Genomic DNA, 15109 nt, shown 5'->3' with positions numbered 1-15109 from the left:
GGCAGCGCCGGACGTCCAGGTCACGCGGACTCGCGGTGCACCAGGTGGGTGTCGAGGATCATCACCGGCTGGCGCAGCTCCTCGCCGTGGATCCGGGCCACCAGCAGCAGCGCCATCTGGCGGCCCATCGCCTCGGTCGGCTGGTGGACCGTCGTCAGCGGCGGGTCGGCGTGCAGCGCCGCCTTCGAGTCGTCGAAGCCGATCACCGCCACGTCCTCGGGGATGGCCCTGCCCGCGGCCTTGAGCACCCGCATCGCGCCCAGCGCCATCGGGTCGGAGGCGGCGAACACCGCGTCGAGGTCGGGATGCGCGGCCAGCAGCTCGGTCATCGCCGACGCGCCGCTCTCCTCGGAGAAGTCGCCGTAGGCCACCAGCTCGGGCAGGCCGGTGGGCAGCACCGCGTCGCGGTAGCCCGACAGCCGGTCCACGCCCACGCCCATGTCCTGCGGGCCGGCGATCACGGCGATCTTGGAACGGCCGAGGCCCAGCAGGTGCTTGACCGCCTGCCGGGCCCCTGCCCTGTTGTCCATGTCCACGTAGCTGTAGGGGGTGAGGCCGATGGGCCTGCCGCCCAGCACGGTCGGCACGCCCATCGCCTCCAGCCTGCGCGGCAGCGGGTCGGCGCCGTGCAGCGACAGCAGCAGCACGCCGTCGACGTGCTGCCCCGTCAGGTAGTGCTCCAGCCTGACGTGCTCCTCGGGGGAACGTGCCATGGCCAGGATCAGCTGCAGGCCCGTCTCCGTCAGCGCCGAGCCGATGCCCCGGATGGTGCCGGCGAAGTAGGGCTCGTCGAACACCCGCAACTCCGACTCCGACACCACCAGGGCGACGGTGTCGGTGCGCCGGGTGACCAGCGCCCGCGCCGCCCTGTTGGGGACGTAGCCGAGCTCCTTGATCGCCTGCTGCACGGCCTCGCGGGCCCGTTCGCTGACGTTCGGTGAGCCGTTGATGACTCTCGACACGGTGCCCCGGCCCACGCCGGCCCGAGCTGCCACTGCCTCAAGAGTCGGTCGGTTCATGGGGCCTATTCTGCCGGATGATCTCGGCGTACCAGAGCGCGCTGTCCTTGAGCCGGCGTCGCTGGGTCTCGTAGTCGACGTGCACCAGCCCGAAGCGCTTGCCGTACCCCCAGGCCCACTCGAAGTTGTCCATCAGCGACCAGGCGAAGTAACCCTCCAGCGGCACCCCGGAGTCGATCGCCTCCTTGCAGGCGCGCAGGTGGGCCTCAAGGTAGGCGCACCGCTCGGCGTCGTGCACCCGATCGCCCTTCAGGACGTCGTCGAAGGCGGCGCCGTTCTCCGAGACCACCAGCGCGACCGGCGGGTACTCGCGCGCCACCATCCGCAGCACCTCGAGCAGGCCGCTCTCGTCGATCTCCCAGCCCATCGAGGTGACCGGCCGGCCGCCGTTGACGAACGACACATGCTCGCTGCCGACCCACGGCGAGGCCGTCTCGACCGGCGCGGCCGCCGCGGACGCCTTGCCGCCGCCGGGCGCGCCGGAGACGGTGAAGCGGCTGTAGTAGTTCACCAGCAGCAGGTCGATCGGCGCGTTGATGGTCTTGAGGTCGCCGTCCTCGATGAACGACAGGTCCATCGCCAGGTCGTCGAGCACGTCCTGCGGATAGCGGCCGGTCAGCAGCGCGTCCAGGAAGAACCGGTTCTGCAGCCCGTCGATGCGGCGCGCCGCGTCCAGGTCCTGCTCGCCCGGGCCGGCCGGGGTGATCGCGTACAGGTTGACGCAGCCCCCCACCCGCCGCGCGCCCATGGACTGCACGGCCAGGCCATGGGCGAGGTTCAAGTGGTGCGCGGCCCGGATCGCGTTCTCGGGCTCACGGCGTCCCGGAGCGTGCTCACCCGAGGCGTAACCCAGAAAGGCCGCGCACCACGGCTCATTGACGGTGCCCCATGTGTGCACCCTGTCGTGCAGCGCCTCGTGCACCGCCGCCGCGTAGTCGGCGAAGCGCAGCGCGGTGTCCCTGTTGGGCCAGCCGCCGGCGTCCTCCAGAGCCTGTGGCAGATCCCAGTGGTAGAGGGTCAGCCACGGGTCGATGCCGTGCGAGAGGAGCTCGTCGGTGAGGCGCTTGTAGAAGTCGAGCCCCTTCTGATTGATCTGTCCAGATCCGTCCGGCTGGATGCGCGGCCAGGACACCGAGAAGCGGTAGGCGCTCAGGCCCAGGTCCGCCATGATCCGGACGTCGTCCCGGTATCGGTGGTAGTGGTCGATGGTCACGTCCGCGTGCTCGCCGCCGACCACCCTGCCGGGGGTTCTGGTGAAGGTGTCCCAGATCGAGGTGCCGCGGCCGTCGGCCGTCACCGCCCCCTCGATCTGGTAGGCCGAGGTGGCCGCACCCCAGGAGAATCCGGTAGGGAAGCGCAGTTGGGAGCGGGTCTGCTCCTCCTGAGTCGTCACGCCTTGACCGCACCTTCCATCAGTCCGCCGACGATCTGGCGGCCGAATAGGACGAAAACCACGAACAGTGGGATGACCGAGGCGGCGGTGCCGGTGTACAGCATCACGTAGTCGGTGCCGTGGGCCTGGTTGAGCGCCGCGATCGACGTCTGCACCACCGGATTCTCCGGCAGCAGCACGATCAGCGGCCACATGAACTCGTTCCACGTCTGCATGAACACCAGCAGGGCGAGCACCGCCATGCCGGGCCGCAGCGCGGGCAGGATGACCATCCGGTAGATGCCCATCGTGGTGGCGCCGTCCACCCTGGCGGCCTCCACCAGCTCGTCGGGCACCGCCTGCGAGGCGTACTGCGTCATCATGAACACGCCGAACCCGTTGACCAGGAACGGCAGGATCACCGCCTGCAGCTGGCCGGTCCAGCCCAGCGTCACCATGAGCTCGTACAGCGGCACGACGCCCATCTGCTGCAGCGGCACCATCATCGTGACCAGGATCAGCCCCAGCATGATCTTGGAGCCACGGAAGCGCAGCTTGGAGAAGGCGAAGCCGGCCAGCGTCGAGATGAGCACCACCGACACGGTGACCGTGACCGACACGATCGCCGAGTTGATCAGACCCGTGACGAAGTACGCGTCCTCGGTCGCCAGCAGCCGCCGGACGTTCTCGCCGAGCTCACCGCCGGGGAGCAGCGGCGGCGGCACGTCGAGGGCCTCCTCGTTGCTCCGGGTGGCCATGATGAACATGTAGTAGATGGGGAACGCGGACAACAGCAGTGCCAGCGCCAGCACGACCTTTGTGAGAGCCCCTGCGTCCCACATGCGGTTTCCGGACTGGACGGTCGTCATCGCGAACCCCCGATTCGACGTGTGAACCAGTAGTTGGCCGCGGTCCCGATCAGGATCAGCACGAACAGCAGCCAGGCGGCCGCCGAGGCGTAGCCCATCTCGTAGTTGCGGAAGGCGGCCTCGACCACGAACATCGCCACCGTCTGGTACTGGCCGGTGGTGCCGCCCGTCATCTGCGGGTTGCCCTCGAACATCACCGGTTCGGTGAACAGCGTCAGGCCGCCGATGGTGGAGATGAAGACGACGAACACGATGGTGGGCCGCAGCATCGGGATCGTGATCTTCCAGAACTGGGTGCGGGCCGACGCGCCGTCGAGCGCCGCCGCCTCATAGAGATCCTTGGGGATCGTCTGCATGGCGGCCAGCAGGATGATGGCGTTGTAGCCGGTCCACCGCCAGTCGATCATGGTGGAGATCGCGATCCAGGACGACCACTTCTCGTTCTGCCAGGCGATCGGCTCGATCCCCACCAGGCCGAGCATCCAGTTGAACAGGCCGTAGTCGCGGGCGAAGAGCCCGCTGAAGATGACCGCCACCGCGACGACCGAGGTCACCAGCGGCAGCAGCACGCCCAGGCGCAGGAGCAGCCTGCCCCGCAGCCGCTTGTTCAGCGCGTTGGCCAGCATCAGCGCCAGCACGATCTGAGGGATGGTCGACATGACGAAGATGCCGACCGTGTTGATCACCGCGTTCCAGAACTCGGCGTCCACGATGAGCTCGGCGTAGTTCGCCAGGCCGGTGAAGCTCTTGTCCCCGGCCAGTTCCCAGTCGTGCAGGGAGAGCCAGAGCGTGTAGCCGAGCGGGAAGAGCCCGAAGATCGCAAAAAGCAGGAAATATGGTGACACCAGGAGGTAGGGCACACCCCTGAGGTCGAAGCGCGCCATCCGCCGCTGCGGCGGTGTCCGCTTCCGGTGCGCCTGCCGCGGGGCGGGCGCCAGTTGGAGAGTCATGGAAGCCTTTCGAGCCAGGTCGGGAGGAGGTGGCGCCTTCCCAGGGGGAAGAGGGAGGCGCCACCCGTTCCTGAGGGCGGCGAGGGGTCAGCCCGCTGCCTTGACGCCCGCGGCCGTGAACTTGGACCAGGCCTCTTCGTAGGTCACCGCGCCCTGGTCCATGCCTTCGAGCACCTTCTCCACCGACGTCTTCACCTGAGCGTGCTTCTCGCCCAGGAACACCGGCTGCAGGTCCTTCACCGAGGCGGCGAAGATCTCACCGGTCGGCACGTCGTTGAAGTACTCGTTCTTCAGCCCGGCTACCTCAGGGTCCTGCTGGGCGGGGATGGAGCTCGGGAAGGCGCCCGCCTCCTTGAAGGCCGCGACGTGGCCGTCCTTGCCCGTGAGGTAGTTCAGCACCTGGGCGGCTTCCTTCGGGTGCTTGGTCTGCTTGGGGACGGCCAGCCAGGAGCCGCCCCAGTTGCCGGTCCCGCCGGGCACGGCGGCCACGTCCCAGTTGCCCTTGTTGCTCTCACCGGCCGCCCCGGAGATGACGCCGAGCATCCACGCCGGGCAGCCCATGGTGGCGAAGTCGCCGGCCTTGATGGCCTTGGTCCACGGCGGGGAGAAGGCCTGCAGCTTGGCCGTCAGCCCTTCCTTGCTGAACCGCTGCACCCAGTCGAAGGAGGTCTTGACGGCCGGGTTGGTCTCGAGGACGAGCTGGTTGCTCTTGTCGAAGTAGGAGACGTTGCCGTTCTTCGGCGCCTCCTGCGCCAGGATCACGTTGTAGATGGTGTTGGGGCCGTCCATCCACTTGGCGTCCTTGTTGGCCGCCTGGAACTTCTTGCCTGCCTCGAGGTAGGCGTCCCAGTCCGGCCACAGCTTGCCGACCTCCTCGCGGTCGGTGGGCAGGCCGGCCTTCTCGAACAGGTCCTTGCGGTAGCACATCGTCATGCCGCCGATGTCGGTGCCGAGCGCGAACAGCTTGCCGTCGGCGTTGACGCCCGCCTCCCACTTGGCGGCGGGGAAGTCCGCCTTGCGGTCCTGCAGGCCGTGCTCTCCGAGGTCGGTGAAGAACTGCGGCCGGGCGGCCATGAGGCCCATCGCGCCCTCGTCGATGCCGACGATGTCGCCGGCGCCGCTGCCGGCCTGCAGGCGCTGCAGCAGCTGCGGCAGGTAGACGTCCTCGAACCTGTCGGTCAGGTTGGAGTACTTGACCTGGATGTTCGGGTGCTCGGCGTTCCATTTCTTGACGGCTTCGTCATAGCCGAAGTTCTCGCCGGCGCCGAAGGTGTGCACGTTGATCGTGACCGGCTCGGCCGCCGCCGTCGCGCCGGCCGAGGACGACGGCGTCGTCTCGCCACCGCACGCGGCCGTCATGGCGGCCAGCGCGGTGACCAGGACACCGGTCACGACGGAGCGCTTGTGGTTCGTCATTCCGTACCCCTTTTGGGTGTGGATCGTGGGAGGTGCAATCGCGACAGTCCCGCGATAGGAGGTCCTTTGGGAGCGCTCCCACAAGAGTGCCCGTGCGGCGTGCGGGCGTCAACGTCCCGAAACTCAACCGTTACCTGTGGGCTAGTTTGGGCCCCTAGAAAGGGATTTTTCAGGCTATAGGCCTCATAAGGTCCCTTGGGAGCGCTCCCATCTCAACCGCACCGATTGTGCACCACGGTGGGTCAGTCAGGCTCTCGCGGGGGCGAAAACGGCGGCACTCAGCCGCAGCCGGCGGCGCGCTCCTTCAGCAGCTCACGCTCGCGCTCGTTGCGGGTCAGGCCGGCCGCCCGCTCGAACTCGGCGCGGGCCTCCGCCAGGCGCCCCACCTTGGCCAGCAGATCACCTCGTACGCTCGGCAGCAGGTGATAGCCCTTCAGCGCCGGATCGTCCACGATCTGCTCCACCAGCGCCAGCCCGGCGGCGGGCCCGTAGGCCATGCTCAGCGCCACCGCGCGATTGAGCTCGACCACCGGCGAGCGCGAAATCCTCGCCAGCGACTCGTACAGCGCCGCGATGCGTGCCCAGTCGGTCTCCTCGGCGGTGAGCGCCCGCGCGTGGCAGGCGGCGATGGCGGCCTGCAGCGCGTACGGGCCCAGCTCGCCGCCGAGCTCCTCGGCCCGTCCGAGCGCGGTGAGGCCGCGCCCGATGAGCAGCCGGTCCCAGCGGGCCCGGTCCTGCTCCAGCAGCAGCACCGGCTCGCCGGCCGGGCCCACCCGCGCGGCCGAGCGCGAGGCCTGGATCTCCATCAGCGCCACCAGCCCGTGCACCTCGGGCTCCTTCGGCATCAGGCCGGCCAGCACCCGGCCGAGCCGCAGCGCGTCCGCGCAGAGGCCGGGCCGCATCCAGTCGTCGCCGGCCGTCGCGGCGTAGCCCTCGTTGAAGATCAGGTAGATGACCTCCAGCACCGACGAGAGCCGGCTGCCGAGCTCGTCGCCCTGCGGCACCTCGAACGGCACCCGCTGGGCGGCCAGCGTCCGCTTGGCCCGCACGATGCGCTGCGCGAGCGTCGGCTCCGGCACCAGGAACGCACGGGCGATCTCCTCGGTGGACAGCCCGCCGAGCACCCGGAGCGTGAGCGCCACCCTGGCCTCGGTGGACAGCACCGGATGGCACGCGGTGAACACCAGCCGCAGCAGGTCGTCCTCGATCTCGCCGGCCTCGGGCAGGTGGTCCTCGTCGGCGAGCTCCGCCAGCTCCGCGCGGCCGATCTCGATCAGCTTGCGCTCGAACCGCTCCGCGCGGCGGATCATGTCGATGGCCCGCCGTTTGGACACGGTCATGAGCCAGGCGCCCGGGTTCTTCGGCACCCCGGACTCCGGCCACTGCTCCAGCGCCGCGACCAGCGCGTCCTGCGCCAGCTCCTCCGCGAGCCCGATGTCGCGCACCAGCCGGGTCAGCCCGGCGATGAGCCTGGCGGCCTCGATCCGCCACACCGCCTCGATCGCCTGATGGGTCTGAGAAGCGGTCATCGGCCTATGACAACAGCCCGGAGCACCCGGCGCAAGTCGCGCGGGCGCGCACAGATCAGGACGGATCAGGACGGATCAGGACGACCGGTCGTCCTTGAGCCGCTCGTGCAGCGCCGCCTCGTGCCGCGCCTCCTCCGGGCTCAGGGACGGGTCGGGCGTATCCGCCGGGTCGTAGACCCGCCAGACGTCGAGCCCGATGCCGTCATGCCCCGGCGGCACGGGGACGCGCAGCGCCCACTCGATCGCCTCCTCCCGGGACTTGACCTGGATCAGCCAGAACCCGGCGATGAGCTCCTTGGCCTCGGCGAACGGGCCGTCGATCACCCGGGCCTTGCCGTCGCTGTAGGCGATCTGCGCGCCGTGCGAGCTGGCGTAAAGCCCTTCGCCCGCCAGCAGCACGCCGGCCTTCACCAGGGACTCGTTGTAGGCGTGCATGTCGGCGACGAGCTCCGGGCTGGGCAGCACGCCGGCCTCGGTCTCCTCGTTGGCCTTGCCCACGATCATGAACTTCACGGCGGGATCTCCTCCTCCGGACGGCCCTCTGTGAGCCTCCTCGTCGACGCGTCGAACCGGCGGCGGGCGGATCGACACGTGTACGGGGATCTTGTCGGAAAAGCCGGGAGCGCGCACCCTCGGCGAGGATGCGCGCTCCCATGGCGGGTGAACCCCGGCGGGGTCAGGTGCTCGCCATCAGGCGGCATACTCCGGGTAGCCGTAACCGACGACCTGGGACTTCGGACGGACTCGCTCCTCGACGGCGCCGTTGCCGGTGTTGCCCTCGATCGTGGAGATCGTGCCGTCCCGGTTGTCCTTGACGACGAAGCCGACATGCTGGATGGCGTTGATGCTCTTGCTGCCGTTCCAGGCGAAGAAGACGACGGCGCCGGGCTTGGGGACCGTGCCCCAGCGGCCGTTGTCGCTGAACCACTTGGCGTGCGTCACGGTGTAGGCGTCCCAGCCGACCTGGGGACGGGCGCCGGTCTGCTCGCCGACCCAGGAGACGAACATCGCGCACCAGGCGGCGTTCAGGTAGGCGGAGGGGTTGCCTCCGTCACGCCTGACGGTCTCCATGGCGCGGGGCGACTGGGCGTACCACTGCTGGAACTTGGTGCCGCCGCCCCGGGCGTTCTCCGAGGTGCCGACCTGCTGCCTGGCGAGCTCCAGGACCTGCGAGGCGGTCACGTTGATCTTGTTGGCGTCGTCCGGCCTGTTCTGCCGGGTCTGCTGGGTCTCCTGGGCGGTGGATCCCGGGTTGGCGTACGCCGGGACCGTGGCGGTGCCGAGGGCGGTGGCGATGATGGCCGCGCCGAGTGCTGCGCGGAGGTGTTCGGTCTTCAGGGCACGAGCAAGACTGTGCTTCGCCATCGAGGGGGTTTACTCCTTGCTTCCATGCCGCTTACCGGGTTAGCTGACGGGTTCGGGCGTGGAAGCTGCCCTACGACGCGCGATGGCGCCGATTCACCCCAAAGGACTGGGTCCCCGGTTCCGCCCTGAGGCGGATTCAGCGGTCACAGGACGGTCCTGTGAACGTGTAGTGCGATGGTTCGGCAACGAACGGACAAACCGGACGTATGCCGCGAATGCCCCACAAGGTAATACAAACGGCAAGAGGATTACAAGTCCATAAACCCCCAGCTAGGAGATTTGCCGGCGAGCGTCGGCCAGGAGCCCCATCATGGCAAGGCTTTCGTCAAGAGGCATGATCGCGCTCTCGGTCCGCCCTTCGGTCAAGGCGTCCCTGACCTCACGGATCTCCCCGGCGTAGCCGTTGTCGGCGGGATCGAGCTCGTGCACCTCCGGCTCCATCGACGGCCCGTTGAGCACGACCCGCCGCGGCGCCCAGAACGGGGTCTCGATGTCGGCGCGCATCCCGGTGCCCACCACGCTGGCGGAGTTGGGATAGGAGGCGAGCAGGGAGCAGTCCACCAGGGCCCGCCTGCCGTCCGGGTAGACCAGCGTTCCGCCGGCCTCCGCGTCCACCCCCGAGGGCGCCAGTGAGCCCGACATGGTCAGGCTCGACGGCATGCCGAGGAAGAGCTGGGCCAGCCCGAGCGGGTAGATGCCCAGGTCCAGCAGCGCGCCCCCGCCGAGCTCCGGCGCCCACAGCCGGTGCGCGGGATCGTAGGGCAGCGCGAACCCGAAGGAGGCCTGCACCGAGCGGATCTCCCCGAACCGGGTGTCGGCCGCCAGCAGCTGGATGAGCGGGTTGAAGCGCATCCACATGGCCTCCATGAGGAAGACCCCGGCCTCGCGCGCCAGCCGTACCATCCGCTCGGCGTCGGCCATGGTGGCGGCCAGCGGCTTCTCGCACAGCACCGCCTTGCCCGCCGCGATCGCGGCCTCGGCCACCTCCAGGTGCTGGGCGTGCGGGGTGGCCACGTAGACGGCGTCGACCCCGGGATCGGCGCACAGCTCGGCGTAGGAGCCGTAGGCCGACTCCGCGCCCAGCGTCGCGGCCATCTCCTTGGCCCGGCCGAGGTCGCGGGAGCCGACGGCGGCCACCCGCATCCCCGGTTCGGCGGCGATCACCGCGCCCACGGTCCGCGCGATGCCACCGGTTGCCGCAATGCCCCAATTCAGTAGTTTCACGCCGGAAGCGTACTGATTTACAGGCTCATGCGGTATCTGGGGGGTTCAGCCGAGCTGGTCGGGGTCGGCGCCGAGCCGCCTGCCACAGTTCAGCGCCCCGATGGCCGCCATGTCCTCATGGTCGAGGGTGAAGTCGAACACCGTGAAGTTCTCCTTGATCCGCGAGGGGGTGACGGACTTGGGGATGACCACGTTGCCCAGCTGGATGTGCCAGCGCAGCACGATCTGGGCGGGTGTGCGGCAGTGCTTCTCCGACAGCACCGCGAGCGCGGGCTCCTCCAGCAGGCCCTTGCCCTGGCCGAGCGGGCTCCACGCCTCGGTGAGGATGCCGTTCGTGTCGTGGAACTCGCGCATCTGCTTCTGCTGGAAGTACGGATGCAGCTCGATCTGGTTGATGCAGGGGATGACGTCGGTCTCGTCCATGAGCCGGGTGAGGGTCCCGACGGTGAAGTTGGACACCCCGATCGCCTTGGCCCGGCCGTCCCGGTAGATCTTCTCCACCTCACGCCAGGCCTGCACGTACCTGTCCTGCTTCGGCGCCGGCCAGTGGATGAGGTAGAGGTCGACGTAGTCCATGCCGAGCCTGGCCAGGCTCTCGTCGAAGGCCTGCGGCACCCGGTCGTGGTCGGAGTTCCACAGCTTGGTGGTGATGAACATCTTCTCGCGCGGGATCCCGGAGGAGCGGACCGCGCGCCCGACGCCCTCTTCGTTCCGGTAGAGCGTGGCGGTGTCGATATGACGGTAGCCGATCTCCAGTGCGGTCGTCACCGCCCGCTCGGCCTCGTCGTCGGGCACCTGCCAGACGCCGAAGCCGAGTTGCGGGATTTCTACGCCGTCTCGATAAAGCCGTAGCGAGTTCATACCCTCCATTGTTCACGTCCCGTTTCTGACGGCTTAAGCAGGCCGGGCTAGCTTGAAGCGGTCCTGAACGGGCTTTCACAGGGCTGGGAGAACAAGTGGTCAAACAGGCGTCGGCCTGGGTGGAGTCCCCGCTCCAGATGCTGTGCGCCATCGAGGCCCACCATGCGGGGGTGCTGGGGCCGGCCACCGCGGTCGTGCCGCGCGCCAAGCTGCGGGCGCTGAAGGCGACCCGGCGGGAGCTGCGCCACCTCACCCTGCCCGAGGGCCTTGAGCTGGCCGAGCCGCGCGAGCGCATGCCGCACCGCCTGCGGGCCGTCGGCGACGCCTTCTCCGGCAAGGTGCAGCTGCGCTGGCTCACCTCCGTTCCCGGCCGCATCGTGGTCGTGGACGACGGGCTGGCCACGATCCGGCTGCTGGAGCTGCTGGCGGCGGGACCGTACCGGCCGCTGCTGCGCGCGCGAGCCGAGCCGGGAGCGCTCCGTGCGGCGCTGGGGCTGGCCGCGGCCGCCCGGCTGCGCCTCGGGCGCGTCACGGTGTTCACCGCGCTGCCCGTCTCCGACGACCTGGCGCGCGCCGTCGAGCGGGCGGGCGTCGAGCTCGTCCGGCACGACTTCGGCTGGCTGCGCGAGCAGCCGCTCGCCGAGCCGGGACCCGCCGAGCGGACCGTCGTCCTCGGCACCTCCCTGGTCAAGAACGGCCTGGTACGCCGTGACCGCTACCTGCGCTGGCTGATGGACCTGGCCGAGCAGGAGCCGCTCGCCTACTATCCGCACCGCCGGGAGGACCCGGTGGACCTGGCGCTGATCCGGGAGCGTCCCGGCATCACCGTGCACGAGCCCGGTGTGCCCGCCGAGCTGACCCTGCGCGGCCTCGACGCCGGCCAGCGGGTGGTCAGCCTGCCCTCCACCGCGATCTCCTCGCTGCGGGTGCTGCTCGGCCCGCGCGGCGTCACGGTGGAGCCGGTCGACGTGCCCGACGAATGGTGGACCAGCAGGGCGGCTCCCGCGCTGCGCTCGCATCTCACGCAAGTGACACAAGTGACAGGAGTGACGGGGTAGTGAGAGTGCTGGCGGTCGCCGACTCCGACTCGTATCTGAAATGGGCGGCCTGCCTGCTCGGCGACCTGCCGGCGGGCTGCGAGACCGAGCTCGTGGTGGTGCGCACCCCGATCGCCCCGTCGCCGGCGCAGATCGCCGCCGCCGTCGGCGAGCGTCCTCCGCCGCCGGTGCTGTCGGCGCGGGCGGTGCGCCGCCTGGCCGAACGGTCCGGTCCCGACGTGATCCTGGTGGCCTGTACCGGGCCGGTCGTGGACGTGCTGGTGGCCGAGGTGCTGCAGGGGCTGCGGCCCCGCCCGGTGTTCGTCACCGGGCTGCCCGGCATCTCGGTGCCCGCCACCGAGAAGGCGTGGCTGTTCCGCAGCGGCTGCGACCTGTTCGTGGTGCACAGCGAGCGTGAGGTGACCGAGTTCGCCGCCATCGCCTCCCGGCTGGGCGGGGGAGGGGCGGTCGGGCTGGCCCGGCTGCCGTTCCTGCGCCCGGAAGCCGCGCGAGCCGGCGGGAACCGGGTGGTGTTCGCCACCCAGGCCAAGGTGCCGCGCGCTCGCGGCGACCGCGAGCGCATCCTGCGCTCCCTGGCCGAGCTGGCCGAGCGCCGGCCGGACCTGGACGTCGTGGTGAAACTGCGCGCCCTGGAGGACGAGCAGCAGACCCACCGTGAGCGCCACCACTACCAGCGGCTCTGGCGCGAGCTGGGCGAGCCGGGCAGGCTGCGGTTCGAGGCGGGCTCGATGCAAGACCAGCTCTCGCGCGCGGCCGGGTTCGTCACCGTCAGCTCCACGGCGGCGCTGGAGGCCATCGCCCAGGACGTGCCGCTGCTGGTGCTCAGCGACTTCGGCGTCAGCGCCCAGATGATCAACGTGGTGTTCGAGGGCAGCGGGCTGCTCGGCACGCTGGAGGAGCTGGCCGAGGGCGACTTCCGCAAGGCGGAGCCGGCGTGGTGCGCCGCTAACTACTTCCACCCCAGCGGGCGCGACGACTGGGCGGGGCTGCTGGCCGGGCTGGTGATCTCCCGGCCCCGGATGCCCGCCAGGTCGCTGCTCGACGGGGCCGAGCACGCCACCGCCCGCCGCCGCGCCCGCCTGCGGGTGGAGATCCCGCCGACCATGCTGCGCGCCGGCCGGCGGGTCCGCCGCTACCTGAAGGTGCGCACCTGACAACGCTGCCCGAAGATCCTGAAGGCGAAGGCGCGCAGTTGAGAACGTGACGTCACAGGGCCGACCTGAGCCGCTTGCGAAAGCGGCTCATGGCCTTCGGCTTCGGCTCCGGCGGCGCCAGCAGCTCCAGGGCCTCCAGGCGCCTGCGCTTGAAGTAGCGCGGATCGAAGTCGATCGAGTCCGGGCGCAGGCCGGGGTAGGCGTCCGCCTGCATGCAGTAGCCGACCGCGCTCACCAGCGCCTGGATGTCCGTCTCCGCCGGCCGGTCGATGGCGCCGTCGGCCCCCAAGCGGGGGAGCAGGGCGTCGGCGATGGTGACCGGGATCCTGTTGCTGTTCTCGTACGGCGTCAGGCGTTCCAGGATCAGCTCCGTGCCGTGCGTGGCCACCTGGAGGCCGAAGTAGCGGCCGGCCGTGACCAGGGCGGTGGAGAAGCAGCCGACCACCAGCTCGGGGCGGAGCGCGGCGAAGCAGACCTCGGCCGGCACGCTCTCTCCGGCCACCAGCAGCCGCACGCCCAGCGGTGCGGCGGCGGCGCGCAGAAGCTGGGTGTGCCTGCGGCCCGCCGCCGGGTGCGGCTTGAACACGACGCTCTTGTGGCCGCGGGCCGCCAGGCCGCGCAGCATCGCCTCGTGCAGGTCCGCCTCCTCCTGCGGGGTGACGATCTCCAGCGCCGACAGATACTGGCCGAGGATCATCGCCTCGGCGGCGAGCATGTCCGGGGCCGTCGCGGCGACCTCGGCCACCACCGCCAGGAAGGCCACCTCGGGGATCGTCGCGGCGGGGACGTCGTACTCGGTGAGCAGCAGCGGCGTCAGGCCGGGGACCAGGTCGAGGTGCAGCAGGCGGGTGATGCGCCGGAAGATCTCGGCCGGCAGCGGGTCGCGGGTGGGGCCGTAGCTCATCAGCCCGTCGGAGTAGACCGTGATGGGGCAGTCGCGCACCAGGCCCGCGATCGTGCGGGCCGGCGCGACCGCGATCGACTCCAGCACCAGCTCGTCCACCGTGCCGAGGCCGAGCCGGGCGTTGACGAGGCGCTCCAGCATCGGCACCTCGATCACCCTGGCCCGCCAGTCCGACGGGTGCAGCGGGTAGATCAGGTCGTTCCAGGAGTGCACCTCGTCGAAGCGGGAGCGCAGCACCGCGAAGCCGGGAGCGGCGTCCAGCGGCGTCGCCACCTCGGGGATCGCCGCGTTGTTCGACACCAGCAGCACCTTGCGGCCCGCGCCGAAACGGCCGTCGTCGATGGCCGCGGCCAGCGACATGGCGCCGAACAGGGTCGAGGCGTAGAAGACGGTCGTCATAGGTCCTCCTGGACACGGCGCTTGCGGGAATCGGCGGGCAGGCCGGGCAGCAGCGCCCGCAGCACCGCCTCGCGTTCGGCGGACATCCCCGACACCGCCTCGGCCACCATCGCGGGCGGCAGCGCCCCTGCCAGCTGGGCGCCGCGCTCCTCGAACCGGGCCCGCAGCTCCGGCGTGAACCGGTCGGCCAGCTCCAGATGGTGGGCCAGCAGCGCGCAGAAGTTCCGCACCGCCTTGGGCAGGAACTTCTCCTCCAGGTCCTTGAACACCAGCTCGAAGGCGTCGAAGAAGTGCAGCTGCCGCTCGTCGCCCACCTGCGTCAGCGAGCCGGAGACCTGCCGCCGGTAGAACACCCCGGCCAGCGACACCGCCGCGAACGACGCCGCCTGCGTGTGCAGCCGCCAGATCCACGGCCGGTCCTCCGCCGTGTGCAGCGAGCCGGGAAAGTGCAGCAGGTCGCCCAGCGAGCGGCGGTAGACCCCCGCCCACGCGTACGGGTAGTCCACCATGGTCCGCACCCCGGCGGGCAGGATCGCCTCCCGGGGGTCGTGCACCGAGCCCCGCCGCGCCAGCGGGGCCCGGTGCACGACCCGCTTACGGCCCTCCACCTGTACGTGGTCGGTGCGTACGAAGTCGCAGCCGAGCCCGTCGACAGCCTCGACGAGCCGGGCCAGATAGCCGGGGGCGAGCCAGTCATCGCCGTCCATGAACGTGACGTACCGGCCGGACGCCGCCGACAGCCCCGCGTTGCGGGCGTCCGCCAGCCCCAGGGGCACCGGGTTGCGGAGCACCTCCAGGCCGGGCAGGCCGGCGCGGAAGTCGTCGGCGATGTCGCCGGTGGCGTCCACCGACCCGTCGTCCACCACGATGAACTCGAAGTCGTGCCGGGCGTTACGGCAGAGCGAGGCGAGCGCGTCCGCGATGTACCGCTCACCGTCGCGCACCGGCACGACGACCGAGAGAGTGATCAATATGGTCTCCACGCGGGA

The 15109-nt window shown here is 70.3% G+C and carries 14 protein-coding genes and 1 riboswitch; of the genes, 2 read left to right on the top strand and 12 right to left on the bottom strand.

What is annotated here, in order from left to right; all coding sequences use genetic code 11:
* Window positions 1-20 precede the first annotated feature (20 nt).
* From ACIBQX_RS03730 to ACIBQX_RS03685, 10 genes are all read right to left on the bottom strand, one after another.
* Window positions 21-1019, bottom strand: coding sequence for a LacI family DNA-binding transcriptional regulator (locus ACIBQX_RS03730; protein WP_397000236.1), 999 nt, complete (start codon window positions 1017-1019; stop codon window positions 21-23).
* Window positions 1000-2412: a GH1 family beta-glucosidase gene (locus ACIBQX_RS03725; protein WP_397000234.1), complete on the bottom strand. Its 1413-nt coding sequence runs from the start codon at window positions 2410-2412 to the stop codon at window positions 1000-1002. The genes ACIBQX_RS03730 and ACIBQX_RS03725 overlap by 20 nt, the downstream gene beginning before the upstream one ends.
* Window positions 2409-3260 carry a carbohydrate ABC transporter permease gene (locus ACIBQX_RS03720; protein WP_397000232.1) on the bottom strand — a complete coding sequence of 284 codons (852 nt, stop codon included), beginning with the start codon at window positions 3258-3260 and terminating at the stop codon, window positions 2409-2411. Before ACIBQX_RS03720 ends, ACIBQX_RS03725 begins: the two co-directional genes overlap by 4 nt.
* Entirely contained in the window at window positions 3257-4210 is a 954-nt protein-coding gene (locus tag ACIBQX_RS03715; RefSeq protein WP_397000230.1) for a carbohydrate ABC transporter permease, read from the bottom strand. The genes ACIBQX_RS03720 and ACIBQX_RS03715 overlap by 4 nt, the downstream gene beginning before the upstream one ends.
* Window positions 4211-4297: 87 nt before the next feature.
* Complete coding sequence (locus ACIBQX_RS03710; RefSeq protein WP_397000228.1) at window positions 4298-5626, bottom strand: ABC transporter substrate-binding protein; 1329 nt, start codon at window positions 5624-5626, stop codon at window positions 4298-4300.
* Window positions 5627-5904: 278 nt separating this feature from the next.
* On the bottom strand, window positions 5905-7155 hold the full coding sequence (locus ACIBQX_RS03705) for an RNA polymerase sigma factor (protein WP_397000226.1): 1251 nt from the start codon (window positions 7153-7155) through the stop codon (window positions 5905-5907).
* Window positions 7156-7230: 75 nt separating this feature from the next.
* Window positions 7231-7659 carry a YciI family protein gene (locus ACIBQX_RS03700; RefSeq protein ID WP_397001522.1) on the bottom strand — a complete coding sequence of 143 codons (429 nt, stop codon included), beginning with the start codon at window positions 7657-7659 and terminating at the stop codon, window positions 7231-7233.
* A gap of 186 nt (window positions 7660-7845) precedes the next feature.
* A complete protein-coding gene (locus ACIBQX_RS03695; RefSeq protein ID WP_397000224.1) occupies window positions 7846-8520 on the bottom strand; it encodes a CHAP domain-containing protein in 675 nt (224 codons plus the stop codon).
* 13 nt (window positions 8521-8533) lie between these two features.
* Window positions 8534-8672: riboswitch (cyclic di-AMP (ydaO/yuaA leader) on the bottom strand.
* Between the two features lie 118 nt (window positions 8673-8790).
* The gene (locus tag ACIBQX_RS03690; RefSeq protein WP_397000222.1) at window positions 8791-9744 is read right to left on the bottom strand and encodes a Gfo/Idh/MocA family protein; all 954 of its coding nucleotides are present in this window, start codon (window positions 9742-9744) and stop codon (window positions 8791-8793) included.
* A 45-nt stretch (window positions 9745-9789) separates the two neighbouring features.
* Window positions 9790-10605, bottom strand: a complete 816-nt coding sequence (locus tag ACIBQX_RS03685) for an aldo/keto reductase (protein ID WP_397000220.1) — start codon at window positions 10603-10605, stop codon at window positions 9790-9792.
* A 95-nt stretch (window positions 10606-10700) separates the two neighbouring features.
* On the opposite strand from ACIBQX_RS03685, the gene ACIBQX_RS03680 reads away from it, so the two are divergent.
* Complete coding sequence (locus ACIBQX_RS03680; protein WP_397000218.1) at window positions 10701-11663, top strand: hypothetical protein; 963 nt, start codon at window positions 10701-10703, stop codon at window positions 11661-11663.
* Window positions 11663-12817: a DUF6716 putative glycosyltransferase gene (locus ACIBQX_RS03675; RefSeq protein ID WP_397000216.1), complete on the top strand. Its 1155-nt coding sequence runs from the start codon at window positions 11663-11665 to the stop codon at window positions 12815-12817. The genes ACIBQX_RS03680 and ACIBQX_RS03675 overlap by 1 nt, the downstream gene beginning before the upstream one ends.
* 52 nt (window positions 12818-12869) lie before the next feature.
* Here ACIBQX_RS03675 and ACIBQX_RS03670 read toward each other — a convergent pair whose 3' ends face one another.
* Both ACIBQX_RS03670 and ACIBQX_RS03665 read right to left on the bottom strand, forming a co-directional pair.
* Complete coding sequence (locus ACIBQX_RS03670; protein ID WP_397000214.1) at window positions 12870-14120, bottom strand: polysialyltransferase family glycosyltransferase; 1251 nt, start codon at window positions 14118-14120, stop codon at window positions 12870-12872.
* On the bottom strand, window positions 14117-15091 hold the full coding sequence (locus tag ACIBQX_RS03665) for a glycosyltransferase family 2 protein (protein WP_397000212.1): 975 nt from the start codon (window positions 15089-15091) through the stop codon (window positions 14117-14119). Before ACIBQX_RS03665 ends, ACIBQX_RS03670 begins: the two co-directional genes overlap by 4 nt.
* Window positions 15092-15109 lie beyond the last annotated feature (18 nt).

This window comes from Nonomuraea sp. NPDC049714 (assembly GCF_044465295.1).
Taxonomy (GTDB): Bacteria; Actinomycetota; Actinomycetes; order Streptosporangiales; family Streptosporangiaceae; genus Nonomuraea.
The sequence above is the reverse complement of the archived record's forward strand: the minus strand, read 5'-3'. Positions and strand labels throughout refer to the sequence as shown.

Coding starts and splice junctions, on each gene's coding strand:
- ACIBQX_RS03730 (WP_397000236.1), bottom strand. CDS start 1,019: ATGAACCGACCGACTCTTGAGGCAGTGGCAGCTCGGGCCGGCGTGGGC.
- ACIBQX_RS03720 (WP_397000232.1), bottom strand. CDS start 3,260: ATGACGACCGTCCAGTCCGGAAACCGCATGTGGGACGCAGGGGCTCTC.
- ACIBQX_RS03715 (WP_397000230.1), bottom strand. CDS start 4,210: ATGACTCTCCAACTGGCGCCCGCCCCGCGGCAGGCGCACCGGAAGCGG.
- ACIBQX_RS03710 (WP_397000228.1), bottom strand. CDS start 5,626: ATGACGAACCACAAGCGCTCCGTCGTGACCGGTGTCCTGGTCACCGCG.
- ACIBQX_RS03705 (WP_397000226.1), bottom strand. CDS start 7,155: ATGACCGCTTCTCAGACCCATCAGGCGATCGAGGCGGTGTGGCGGATC.
- ACIBQX_RS03700 (WP_397001522.1), bottom strand. CDS start 7,659: ATGATCGTGGGCAAGGCCAACGAGGAGACCGAGGCCGGCGTGCTGCCC.
- ACIBQX_RS03695 (WP_397000224.1), bottom strand. CDS start 8,520: ATGGCGAAGCACAGTCTTGCTCGTGCCCTGAAGACCGAACACCTCCGC.
- ACIBQX_RS03685 (WP_397000220.1), bottom strand. CDS start 10,605: ATGAACTCGCTACGGCTTTATCGAGACGGCGTAGAAATCCCGCAACTC.
- ACIBQX_RS03670 (WP_397000214.1), bottom strand. CDS start 14,120: ATGACGACCGTCTTCTACGCCTCGACCCTGTTCGGCGCCATGTCGCTG.